Source organism: Bacillus cereus group sp. BfR-BA-01350 (genome assembly GCF_022663775.1).
Lineage (GTDB): Bacteria > Bacillota > Bacilli > Bacillales > Bacillaceae_G > Bacillus_A > Bacillus_A paranthracis.
This window is the reverse complement of record NZ_JAKUGD010000004.1, coordinates 126595-139414: the sequence shown is the minus strand read 5'-3', so window position 1 is coordinate 139414 and position 12820 is coordinate 126595. Positions and strand designations below refer to the sequence as shown.

Here is a 12820-nt window from a genome sequence, read left to right as displayed (position 1 = left end):
AAGTAAGTCGTGGTAGAAACGCTTTGAATTGCCACTATTAATATTGGGGACAATTAGAAAGCGAAAGGTATAAAAAGAATTGGAATTTGATAACTCTTTGTTTTTTATAAAAACATGAGCTTCTGTACAATTCATTTTTAATATATTGACCAGGATTATACAACAAGAGGGGGACTGAAATTGGAATCAATGACCTTTGTTTTATTTGGAGCGACAGGGGACTTAGCGAAACGCAAAATTTACCCCGCACTATATAACTTATATAGAGATCAAAAGCTTCCAAAGCAAATATCCGTTATCGGGCTTGGGAGACGTGAAGTATCTCATGTAGATTTCCAAAAAAGAATAAAAGAATCAATAGAGACGTTTTCTCGTCATAGAGAAGAAGGTACTCCAGAACTCGAAGGTTTTTTAGATAATTTTCGTTATTGTCCATTAGATGTGAGTAAGCCGGAAGACTATGAGAGATTATTACAAGTCGTTCGTGAAAGGGAAGAAGAGCTACATATAAAAGGGAATAGAATGTTCTATCTTTCCGTTGCTCCTGAATTTTTTGAGACAATCGCTTTAAATATTAAGGAAAGCGGACTTGATAAAACGGATGGATGGAAACGCCTAATGATTGAGAAACCGTTCGGGCACGACCTTACATCTGCTCGTGAGCTGAATGATAAGCTTAGTCGCACGTTTGAAGAAGACGAGATATATCGTATTGATCATTATTTAGGTAAGCCGATGATTCAAAACCTTGAAGCACTAGAGTTTGCAAATCCTGTTTTACAATCGATTTGGAATAAAGAACATATAGCGAATGTACAAATCACAGCGAGTGAAACAGTTGGGGTTGAAGAAAGGGCAGGATATTATGATCAGGCAGGAGCCATTCGAGATATGGTTCAAAATCATATGTTACAAATATTAATGATGACTGCTATGAATTTGCCGGAAAAGGTTAATGCATGTGAAATTCGAGAGGAAAAGCGAAAGGTAATGGAGGCGCTTCGTAAAGTGAAAAAAGAAGACGTTCAAAACCATATCATTCGCGGACAATATGGTGCAGGTGAGATAAATGGCGGGCAAGTTGTAGCATATAAAGAGGAGCCAGGAGTAAATCCTTCTTCTAATATAGACACATTTGTCGCTGCTCGCTTGTGGATCGATAATCCATTTTGGACTGGCGTTCCCTTTTATATACGAACAGGCAAACGAATGAAAGAAAAGTCTACTCGTATTGTAATCGAATTTAAAAATACGTTAAAACAGCAATATCAAGATAGTAATCCAAATGCAGCACCTAACTTGTTAATAATTGAAATTAGCCCAGGTGAGAACGTTTCATTACAGTTAAATAGTAAAAATCCATTGAAAAATGGAGAAATTGAACCGATCCGTATTAACTTTACTTGTGAGCAAGCGGATGTGGGGGTACCTGAAGCGTATGAAAGACTCATTCATGATGCTGTGAGTGGAGACGCTACATTCTTTGCACATTGGAGAGAAGTTGAATTGTCATGGGAATGGGTACAACCAATTCTTGAAGCATTCGAGGAAAACTTATTACCACTTCATGAATATGAGTCTGGTTCATATGGTCCAGAGACATCTAATGAATTATTGCAAGAAAGTGGATTTAAATGGTGGTTAGATCAAGAAACGAAAAAATAAGTACTTTCTTTCATGAAAGCATGTAGGGGGACGATTACTATGACACAAAACATAAATCAATTAGCAGTGAATACAATTCGTACGTTATCAATTGATGCTATTAATGCGGCAAATTCAGGTCATCCAGGTCTTCCGATGGGAGCAGCGCCAATGGCTTATGCATTATGGGCGAATCATTTAAATCATAATCCTAATCATCCAAAATGGTTTAACCGTGATCGCTTCGTTTTATCAGCGGGACATGGATCTAGCTTATTATATAGCTTACTTCATTTAGCTGGATATGACGTTTCAATTGATGACTTGAAAAACTTCAGAAAGTTAAATAGTAAAACACCAGGACATCCTGAGTTTGGTCATACTTCTGGAGTTGAAGCGACGACAGGCCCGTTAGGACAAGGAATTGCCAATGCTGTCGGAATGGCAATGGCAGAAGCGCATTTAGCAGCGAAGTTTAATAAGGATGGTCACTCTATTATTGATCACAATACGTACGCTTTAGTTGGAGACGGTGATTTAATGGAAGGTGTCGCTTATGAAGCGATGTCAATGGCAGGACATATGAAACTTGGCAAGTTAATTGTGCTGTATGATTCAAATGAAATTTCACTTGATGGTGAATTAAACATTGCTTTCTCTGAAGACATGCAGAAAAGGGTAGAATCTGCACATTGGCAATATGTAAGAGTTGAAGATGGAAACGATGTTGATGCGATTACAAAAGCGATTCAATTAGCGAAAGATAATACGGACCAACCTACTCTTATAGAAATTAGAACCATTATAGGTTACGGAAGTCCAAAAGTTGCTGGAACGAACAAAGCACATGGTAACCCGCTTGGATTAGAAGAAGCGACAGCGACAAAACAAGTGTATGGTTGGCATTATGAAGAAGACTTCTTTGTACCTGAAGAAGTAACAACTCATTTTAATGAACTGAAACAAAAAGGTATTGAAAAAGAACATGGCTGGAATGAGCAGTTCAACTTATACAGAGAGTCAAACCCTGCACTAGCAGATGAATTAGAAAAAGCGATTACAGGTGAAGTTTTAATCGAAGCGAAAGACATTTTATCCTTCGATACTGAAAAAACGATTTCAACTCGTGTTGCAAGTGGGGAAGCTATTAATCATTATGTGAAATCGATTCCTTCTATTTTCGGTGGAAGTGCAGATCTTTCTCATTCTACGATGACAGATATAAAAGGTGAAGCAGTGTATGCGGTAGAATCGTATGCTGGCCGAAATATATACTTTGGTGTACGTGAACATGCAATGGGCGCAGCAGCGAATGGACTGGCTCTTCATGGAGGAGTAAAACCGTTCGTGAGTACATTCTTTGTATTTAATGACTATCTTCGTCCATCTATTCGATTGGCTGCATTGCAAAAGTTACCTGTTACGTACGTATTTACACATGATTCAATTGCTGTAGGAGAAGATGGTCCAACGCATGAACCTATTGAACATTTAGCAGCTCTTCGGGCAATCCCTGGTTTAACAGTTATCCGTCCGTCAGATGCAAATGAAACAGCAAGTGCGTGGGCGTATGCTTTACAGCAAATGGATGGTCCAGTCGTTTTAGTACTTAGCCGTCAAAATTTACCGGTGTTTCATGAAACGAAAGCAAACATAGAGAATCTTTCTAAAGGGGCTTACGTGTTAACACAAACGAATGAAAATCCGGATGTAATTTTAATTGCGACAGGTTCTGAAGTATCCTTAGCTGCTAGTGCAAAAGCGAAACTAGAAGAAGACAATGTCTCTGTTCGCATCGTTGCAATGCCAAGCTGGGAGTTATTCGATCGCCAATCGAAAGAATATAAAGAATCCGTTCTTCCGTCTTCTGTAACGAAACGAGTATCTCTTGAGATGGGTGTATCTCTCGGCTGGGAGCGTTATGTAGGACAAGAAGGAAACATATTATCGATTGAAACATTTGGAGCTTCAGGAACTGGGGCTGAAGTCATGAATCTATTTGGATTTACGACAGAAAATGTTGTTCAAATTACAAAAAATGTATTAAATTCTTAAGCTATGACTGTGAATACCTTTCCGTACATATCAGTGCTGCAAGGTATTCCAGATTGTAGTGATATGAATTTTTAATAAAAGATGATTTGAGGAGGAATTATATTATGCAAGTAGGATTAATTGGTTTAGGTAAAATGGGATTAAACTTAGGGAAAAATTTAATGGATCATAAACATGAAGTAGCAGCATTTGATTTGAATGCAAGCGCAGTGGAAGAAATGAAAGAGTACGGGGCAACAGGTGTATCTAGTTTAAATGAACTTGTTCAGTCATTACAATCACCAAGAGTTCTTTGGGTTATGGTACCACACGCTGTTGTAGATTCTGTTATTGATGAGGTTACACCACTTTTATCAAAAGGAGATATTTTAATTGAAGCGGGTAATTCACATTATAAAGAGTCAATTCGCCGATATGAGCAACTAAAGAAAGATGGTATTCACTTTATGGATGCAGGAACTTCTGGCGGAATGGAAGGCGCTCGTAATGGTGCTTGTTATATGATCGGAGGAGATCAAGAAGCTTGGGACATCGTTGAACCTATCTTCCGTGATACTGCTGTAGAAAATGGATACTTATATGCTGGAAAAGCTGGTAGTGGTCACTTCTTAAAAATGGTTCACAACGGAATTGAATACGGTATGATGGCTGCTATTGGTGAAGGATTTGAGATTCTAGAGAAAAGTGAATTTGACTACGATTATGAAAAAGTATCAAGAGTATGGAACAACGGTTCAGTAATCCGTTCATGGTTAATGGAATTAACAGAAAATGCATTTTCTAAAGATGCAAAACTAGATGAAATTAAGGGTGTTATGCATTCTTCTGGTGAAGGAAAATGGACAGTAGAAACAGCATTAGACCTTCAAACAGCAACTCCTGTTATCGCAATGTCGTTATTAATGCGCTACCGCTCATTAGACAATGATACATTTACAGGAAAAGTAGTAGCAGCTCTGCGCAATGAATTTGGCGGACATGCAGTAGAAAAGAAATAAACATCTTAAAATTTTAACTCATTGACGTTTAAAAAATGGAGGGAATAGATCATGAAATTTTTTATTGATACTGCAAATCTTGAGGACATCAAAAAAGCATATAAACTTGGAGTTTTAGCTGGTGTTACAACGAATCCTTCTTTAGTAGCAAAAGAGGGCATTAAATTTGAAGACCGTATCGCAGAAATTTGTCAGGCAGTGCCGAAAGTTGAATCTGTTTCGGCAGAAGTAACGCCAGATGCTGTTACAGCTGAAGAGATGATTGCCCAAGCAGAGGAACTGATTAAGATTAACGGCGGCGATGAAAAAGTTACAATTAAACTTCCGATGACGTTAGCAGGATTAGAAGCTTGTCGCTATCTTACTGAAAAAGGTGTGAAAACGAACGTTACACTTATTTTCACGGTGAACCAAGCACTTTTAGCTGCTCGAGCAGGTGCAACGTATGTTTCTCCATTTTTAGGACGTTTAGATGATATTTCTGAAGATGGTGTATTATTAGTTGCTAAAATTGCTGAATTATTCGATGTTCACCAATTAGATACACAAATTATTGCGGCGTCTGTTAGACATCCAGATCATGTAACTCGTGTAGCGATGGCAGGGGCTCACATCGCAACAATTCCTTATAAAGTAATTGAACAACTTGCTATGCATCCATTAACAGATCAAGGTATTGAAAAGTTTGCTGCGGATTGGGCGAAAGCACCTAAATTATAATGTATAAAAGTAAGAGGCTTTCCGAAAATTGCTTTTCATGAGAGGAAAGATTCCTAGGTAACTTCATCGTTTAACTTGGATCCCGAGTTTGGAGTCTTACTATGTGAAAATAGCAAGAGAAGAAAGTGTCATTCACTTTTGAAGAAGGAAAATATGCTTACGCGAAGCGTTTATCACAATAACATTACAATTATGAAAGAGAAGTCCCCTTATCAGAGAGAGTAGGTAACATGTATCTCTGGTAAGGGAGATTCTTTTTATATAAATTATTATGTTGTGAAGATGAGTTGTATATCGATATATAAATTTTTACTCAAGAAAGAACTATATAGGTTCTTTTCATTGTATATCATTTTTGAAAGGGTTTACATAAAGGGGTGGAATTGCGTATGAATATGTACCTTTTAATGATTACATTATTATCAATTGTAATTGTTATTTTAGGGGTATCGTGGTGGAGATGGCATGCGTTTATTAGTTTAACGGTTGCAAGTTTGTTTTTAGCAATTATGTCTGGAATGCCAATGGATAAAATAGTGAGTGCTTATGAAACGGGAGTCGGAAGTGTTCTTGGGCATTTAGTAGGTATTTTAGTATTAGGTACAATTTTAGGGAAAATGATGGCAGAGTCAGGTGCTGGAATGCAAGTGGCAGAGTTCTTTATTAAATCCTTTGGGATAAAAAACTTACCATGGGCGATGTTAATTGCAGGTTTTATTATTGGAATTCCAGTGTTTTTCGAAGTAGGTATTTTAATATTGTTGCCGTTAGTAATTTCCATTCATAAAACTACGAAACAAAATATTTTATTGATAGCGTTACCAGCAATTGCTGGGTTATCTGTCGTACACGGTCTTGTTCCTCCGCATCCAGGGGCAATCGTTGCAATTGGCATTTATAAAGCGAACCTTGGGAAGGTATTATTGTATTCACTCATTATTACATTTTTTGCAGCGATTATTGCAGGTCCTATATTCGCTAAATGGATTCACAAACGTGTAATTCCTGAAAATGAGCCAGAATTGATACGTGTAAATACAAAATCAACGAAATTACCAGGAATAGGAGTTTCATTTTTAGTTATATTGTTACCAGTTATGTTAATGGTTTTAGCTGCAGCAGCTCCTTATGTTCCACTTTCTACTACTTTGATGAAGATTGTGACATTAATCGGTAGTCCTATCATTGCTTTATTGATTGCATGTTTTGCAGCGTTTTATTTTCTTGGATTTCGTCAAGGTATCGATAAAAAGGCTATTAAGAAGGTAACAGAAGATAGCTTATTACCAATCGGTTCAATTGTTGCGATTATTGGTGCTGGTGGCGGATTTAAGCAAATTCTTATCGATAGTGGTGTAGGGAATGCTATTGCTCAAATGTCTGAGCATTTAGCCTTATCTCCAATTGTATTAGCATTTATGGTAGCTGGATTAATTCGAATTGCGACAGGGTCAGCGACAGTTGCCTTAACAACAGCAGCGGGTATCGTTTCGCCAATCGTTGAAAATACGACAGGTGTGAATTTAGAGTTGCTAGTCATTGCAACAGGTGCAGGAGCATTAATGTTTTCACACGTAAACGATGCTGGGTTCTGGATGGTAAAAGAATACCTAGGTTTAACAGTGAAAGAAACATTTAAAACATGGACGGTATTAGAAACATTACTTTCATTTATCGCTTTTGGAGGAGTTTTACTACTTGATATGTTTGTTTAAAATAAGGATGTTTTTATAGTGGGATACTGTAGTAATTTTTTGTTAGGAGGAAGAAATGGTGAGTTCAAAATATATGATTGGTGTAGACATTGGGACAACTAGTACAAAATCAGTTCTATTTTCTACTGATGGATCTGTTATTGCAAGTCATGGAATTGAATATCCTTTATATTCTCCTACGCCGGAAACAGCAGAACAAGACCCAGAAGAAATTTTTCGTGCAGTAATACATACGATTAAAGAAACTGTACAGACAAGTAGTGTACAGCCGAATGATATTGTTTGCGTCTCTTTTAGTTCGGCAATGCATAGTATCATTGCTGTAGATGAGAAGGGAAAGCCGTTAACGAGATGTATTACTTGGGCAGATAATAGAAGTGCAAGCTGGGCAGAGAAAATAAAGAATGATATGAATGGTCATGAAATTTATTTGCGGACTGGGACACCAATTCATCCGATGTCACCACTTTCGAAAGTAGTTTGGCTACAAAATGAGCAGGCAGAATTGTTCGCAAAAACTTATAAATTTATTTCTATTAAAGAGTATGTTTTTTATAAGTTATATAAGGAGTATGTAATTGATTATTCTATAGCATCAGCAACAGGGATGTTTAATTTGAAATCTTTAAAATGGGATGAAGAGGCTTTACATGTTGCGGGAATTACAGATGACAAACTTTCTAAACTCGTTCCAACAACGCACAGTTTAACAGGATTAGATGAAGAGCTTGCCAATGAGATGAATGTACTTGTTTCTACTCCATTTGTAGTAGGAGCGAGTGACGGAGTCCTATCCAATTTAGGTGTAAATGCAATTGATCCTGGTGTTGTGGCTGTTACAATTGGTACAAGCGGTGCGATACGTGCTGTAACAAATCGTCCTGTAACAGATCCAAAAGGTAGAATTTTTTGTTACGCCTTAACTGAAGACCATTGGGTAATTGGCGGACCGGTTAATAACGGTGGTATGATTTTCAGATGGGCTCGTGATCAATTAGGTACTTCAGAGATTGAGCTTGCGAAGCGTTTAGGAAAAGATCCATATGAAGTGCTTACTGAAATAGCAGCAAAAGTGAATCCGGGATCCGACGGTTTATTATTTCATCCGTATTTAGCAGGGGAAAGAGCTCCTTTATGGAATGCAAATGCGCGAGGATCTTTCTTTGGACTTGGATTGCATCATAAGAAAGAACATCTTATCCGTGCTGTTTTAGAAGGAGTAATTTATAATTTATATACCGTTCTCCTTGCTTTAAAAGAACTCATTGGTGAACCGAAAAAAATTCAAGCGACAGGCGGTTTTGCAAGATCGGAACTTTGGAGACAGATGATGGCGGATATTTTTCATCAAGACGTATATGTTCCCGAAAGTTTCGAAAGCTCTTGCTTAGGAGCTGCCATCCTCGGCTTATATAGTTTAGGTGAAGTAGATACGTTGCATGTAGTTTCTGAAATGGTAGGTGCGAATTTCCACCATGAACCAAACATGGAAAGTGTGGAAAAATATAAAGATTTAACACCAATCTATATTCGTCTGTCCCGTCAATTGGAAGAAGAATATGAAAGTATAGCAGCGTATCAAAAAAAGTGGGTTTAAAGGCTATTTTGCAAGAAAATATGGTAACGTATAAAGAGGTACTCCAATTCTTTTAGGATACTCTTTCAACATAAAATATGTTAAGAAGTATGATGAACGAAAAATATAGGGAGAGAGGGTTATGAAAATGAAGGATAACAAAGAGTTTATTGGATATGTTGGAACATACACGAAAGAAAATAGTGAAGGAATATATAAGTTTACGTTAGACACGGAAGCAAAGAAAATTAGTAATGTAACACTTGCGGCCAAGTTGGATAACCCTACATATGTAACGATTAATCGAAATAATGAATATCTCTACTCTGTTGTTAAGGAAGGCGAATCTGGTGGTGTAGCTGCTTATTCGATTGATAGTAAAACTGGAGAGCTAATAGAAGAAAACAGACAAGTAGTAGAAGGGGCTTCTCCTTGTCATGTGAGTGTTGATAGTGGAAATCATACGGTAGTTACAGCAAATTACCATAAAGGAACGATTGAATCTTTTGAAGTAAATGAAGATGGAACTATAAATCCTGCTACATCGATTATGGCACATGAAGGTTCAGGTCCGAATAAAGAAAGACAAGAAAAACCACATGCACATTGTGCGGGATATACTCCTGATGAAAAATATGTAGTGGGTGTTGATTTAGGGATAGATAAAATAATTACGTATGAAATAAAAGATAGTACATTAACAGAAGTGAATCGTTTATCTGTAAATCCAGGGAGTGGTCCAAGACATATTACTTTTCATCCAAATGGAAAGTATGCTTATGTGATGACGGAGCTTAGTTCAGAAGTTATTGTGTTGACATATAATCCGGCAGAAGGATCATTTACAGAATTACAGTATATTTCTACTGTTCCAGAAGAGTTTGATGAAAATAATCAAGGAAGTGCAATTCATATTTCTTCTGATGGTCGCTTTGTATATGCAGGTAATCGTGGTCATAATAGTATTGCTGTTTTCAGTGTTGATCAAAACACAGGCCAGCTTGCATTTGTTGCACATACATCTACAGAAGGAAATTGGCCAAGAGACTTTGTATTAGATCCTACTGAAAAATTCCTTGTTGCTACAAATGAAAAATCACATAATCTTGTACTATTTTCAAGAAGTGAATCTACAGGTAAGTTAACGCTTATCCAATCTGATGTTGTTGTGCCGGAGCCTGTTTGTGTTAAGTTTTTAAACGTTTAAGTTGTGTTCGATATAATTTCATATACTCAGAAAACAATAAAAAGCAAAGCGATATCGCTTTGCTTTTTATTGTTTCTTTTTCGGTCTACGTACTAACTCGCCGCCGCAGTTTGGGCAAACGTTGTGTCTTTCTTCTGTACATGGTGCACAAAATGTACATTCATATACGCAAATGTATGCTTCAGAATCTTGTTCTAGCGATTGATCGCAAATTTGACAGTTTGTTTTCATTTGTAGTGCCATAGTAACTCTCCTTTTATTTAGAAAATTTATAATTTAATTATAATTCATTGGGTAGAGTTAGTCCTTTTCAATTGAAAGGAAATCGAATGATAAAGTTGTGATTTGAAATGAAAGATGCTCGTTTATTTTTAAATTGATTATTTCGTGCAGTTAGAATATTATGAAATAGTCAAAAGACAACAGGGGGTATACATTTTGACTAATCATAGCGAATATTTAAAAGCAAACTGCGAAAAATGCTTCGGTCTATGTTGCGTTGCATTACCGTTCGCAGCATCGGTAGATTTTGCAGTGAATAAAGATGGTGGTAAACCATGTTCCAATTTACAATCAGATTTTAAATGCAGTATACATAAAAATCTTAGAGGAAAAGGTTATAAAGGCTGTACAGTATTTGAATGTTTTGGCGCTGGACAGAAAATTTCTCAAGTTACATTTAACGGGGTAGATTGGCGGAAAGATGCTAAGCATGCGAGAAAAATGTATGATGCTTTTCCAGTTATGCATCAGCTCCATGAAATGCTTTGGTATTTGAATGAGGCGATTCTTTTAAAGGCAACACAGCCAATTCATAAAGAGTTGAAGACTGCAATTGAGGAGACAGAGCGACTTTCGAATCTAAATCCAGATGAGTTAATGAAAATAAATGTTCCAATGCATAGGGCAGAGGTGAACATTCTTCTTTTAGAAACGAGCGAACTAGTATGGAAAGAAATGAATACTGCGCGTAAGAAACGAATCATACACCGCGGCGCAGATCTTATGGGAGCAAACCTGAAAAAGAAAAATTTACAAGGGGCGAATTTAAGAGGAGCATATTTAATTGCGGCAAACTTAAATGGTGCAGACTTACGAGGGGCGGATCTCATTGGAGCAGATTTACGAGATGCAGATATTCGTGGGGCTGATTTTACAAATAGTATTTTTCTGACGCAAGTTCAAGTTAATGCGGCAAGAGGGGATAAACATACGAAATTACCGAAATTGTTGTCTCGTCCATCGCATTGGAGTGCGTAAAGAGTGAGGAGTATTTAGAGTGGACATATTTCAGTATTTAGAAGAGATGCAAGAGGATGTCTTTTCGTTAGCAGTAGAGCAAATAGAAGCGAAGTATTATGATATTTGTTGCATGATGGCGTCTACAGAATATGCAGAACGAATTAAAGCAATTGATTTAGAGTCATATAAGGAAAGTATTCGAGTAGGTTTGGATGTAGCTGTAGAAATGGCTACTAATGAAGAAGCAAAAGCGATTTATTTTGAGTATGACCTTGATAACGAATGGGATAGTCAGTTTTATGTTTGTGAGGAGTATTTTCCGATGGAAGAAGAGGATGACGATTGGGCATCTGAATGGACATATAATATTGAGGGGCCAGGGTCTGTAGAATTAGCAGATATGTATAAGGAAAATGGCTTTGATACAAGTGAAAAAGCAATCGGTATCACTTTATATTTAATTGCTAAAACGCTGTGTAGTTTTATAAGTGTACGTAGTGAAGTGCAAAGTAATATACCGATTTGTATTGGTTTTCACGACCAAGATCCAATTATGCGAGCAGGCAGAGATTAAGAACCTCTGCCTGCTTTTTATTTCTTTTCAAAAGTAGTAATGAAAACACTACATATAATAAGAATACCGCCAATAAAAAAGTTATTATTTAATGTCTCATTTAATAAGAGCCAACCAAGCAATGATCCGACGATAGGTTGGAAGAAGAAAAATAACGAGCCGATGCTTGCATCCATTAATTCTAATCCTTTATTCCAAAGGAAAAAGGCACCTGCTGTTGAGACGATTCCTAAATACAGTACGCCTAATAGTACATATAGGCTTATATGTTCAATCGGGCTTGATTGAAATTCCCATATCATAAAAGGTGTAATAAAAAAGAGTGAAAAGAATATGGCGTACGTTGTAATCACTAAAGATGAAAATTTGGCTGAAGCAATTTTTACATAAATAGATAGTAAAGCCCACGTAATAGCGGCACCAACTAATATGATTGTACCGATAAAATAGGAGCCAATTTCAATATCCCATCCGATTACGATAATGACACCGATTGTCGCTATGATGGTAGATAGTAATCTACGAGCGGTTAGTTTTTCTTTTAAAATGATCGCTGCAAATATAACCATAAATGCAGGTGTAGCTGATGTTACTAAAGATCCTGTATGAGCGTCGGATAATTTTGTTCCGATAAATTGACAAGTGATCGAAATGAAATATCCGATAAATCCAATCCAAGCGAATAATAACCAATCTTTTTTACGGATGGTTACTGTTTTCTTTTGCTTTTTCTCAGTAATTTTTAAAATCATATACAAAACAACAAAAGCAATGATAAAGCGTAGCCAAACGAGTGTTAGTGGTGGGATAAAGTCGAGTACATATTTGCTAACAACGTACATACCGCCCCATATACTAGCTGCTAGTGATAAACATATAGCTCCTAAAATGGTTTGTTTCATGTAAAGTACCTCCGTCTATTTTTAGGTATGATGAGTTCCCTAAGACGAGGCATAGTGCACTTGTTATATGATTGCCCGTCTTAGTTTATAGACGGCCTACAGGTTGATCGTTTTCGAATGAAGTGTTGTAGTACATGCGTGCATTCCTCCTTCATAATTTTATAATGATATTATAACTTAATTTTCA

Annotated in this window: 11 protein-coding genes; 9 read left to right on the top strand and 2 right to left on the bottom strand. The window is 36.9% G+C overall.

Annotation, left to right across the window (positions count from 1 at the left end; genetic code table 11):
* Positions 1-180 precede the first annotated feature (180 nt).
* From zwf to MR147_RS11280, 7 genes are all read left to right on the top strand, one after another.
* Positions 181-1665 carry a glucose-6-phosphate dehydrogenase gene (gene zwf / locus MR147_RS11310; protein ID WP_000445344.1) on the top strand — a complete coding sequence of 495 codons (1485 nt, stop codon included), beginning with the start codon at positions 181-183 and terminating at the stop codon, positions 1663-1665.
* 39 nt (positions 1666-1704) lie between these two features.
* Positions 1705-3699: a transketolase gene (tkt, locus tag MR147_RS11305; RefSeq protein ID WP_242304206.1), complete on the top strand. Its 1995-nt coding sequence runs from the start codon at positions 1705-1707 to the stop codon at positions 3697-3699.
* Positions 3700-3803: 104 nt separating this feature from the next.
* Positions 3804-4697, top strand: a complete 894-nt coding sequence (gene gnd, locus MR147_RS11300) for a phosphogluconate dehydrogenase (NAD(+)-dependent, decarboxylating) (RefSeq protein WP_074606694.1) — start codon at positions 3804-3806, stop codon at positions 4695-4697.
* Between the two features lie 51 nt (positions 4698-4748).
* Positions 4749-5417 (top strand): fructose-6-phosphate aldolase, encoded by a 669-nt coding sequence (gene fsa, locus MR147_RS11295; RefSeq protein WP_000667676.1) that lies wholly within the window; start codon positions 4749-4751, stop codon positions 5415-5417.
* Positions 5418-5806: 389 nt separating this feature from the next.
* Complete coding sequence (gene gntP / locus MR147_RS11290) at positions 5807-7132, top strand: gluconate permease GntP (protein ID WP_074606692.1); 1326 nt, start codon at positions 5807-5809, stop codon at positions 7130-7132.
* Between the two features lie 55 nt (positions 7133-7187).
* On the top strand, positions 7188-8729 hold the full coding sequence (gene gntK / locus MR147_RS11285; RefSeq protein WP_242304205.1) for a gluconokinase: 1542 nt from the start codon (positions 7188-7190) through the stop codon (positions 8727-8729).
* A gap of 121 nt (positions 8730-8850) precedes the next feature.
* Positions 8851-9915 carry a lactonase family protein gene (locus tag MR147_RS11280; RefSeq protein WP_074606688.1) on the top strand — a complete coding sequence of 355 codons (1065 nt, stop codon included), beginning with the start codon at positions 8851-8853 and terminating at the stop codon, positions 9913-9915.
* A 66-nt stretch (positions 9916-9981) separates the two neighbouring features.
* Here MR147_RS11280 and MR147_RS11275 read toward each other — a convergent pair whose 3' ends face one another.
* Positions 9982-10158: a DUF1272 domain-containing protein gene (locus MR147_RS11275; RefSeq protein WP_001207874.1), complete on the bottom strand. Its 177-nt coding sequence runs from the start codon at positions 10156-10158 to the stop codon at positions 9982-9984.
* Positions 10159-10353: 195 nt separating this feature from the next.
* On the opposite strand from MR147_RS11275, the gene MR147_RS11270 reads away from it, so the two are divergent.
* Together MR147_RS11270 and MR147_RS11265 are read left to right on the top strand one after the other, a co-directional pair.
* Positions 10354-11175, top strand: coding sequence for a pentapeptide repeat-containing protein (locus MR147_RS11270; protein WP_071736379.1), 822 nt, complete (start codon positions 10354-10356; stop codon positions 11173-11175).
* Positions 11176-11194: 19 nt separating this feature from the next.
* Positions 11195-11731 carry a hypothetical protein gene (locus tag MR147_RS11265; RefSeq protein WP_074609164.1) on the top strand — a complete coding sequence of 179 codons (537 nt, stop codon included), beginning with the start codon at positions 11195-11197 and terminating at the stop codon, positions 11729-11731.
* Between the two features lie 17 nt (positions 11732-11748).
* Here the strand turns inward: MR147_RS11265 and MR147_RS11260 are convergent, their stop codons facing one another.
* Entirely contained in the window at positions 11749-12633 is an 885-nt protein-coding gene (locus MR147_RS11260; RefSeq protein WP_074609166.1) for a DMT family transporter, read from the bottom strand.
* Between the last annotated feature and the right edge of the window lie 187 nt (positions 12634-12820).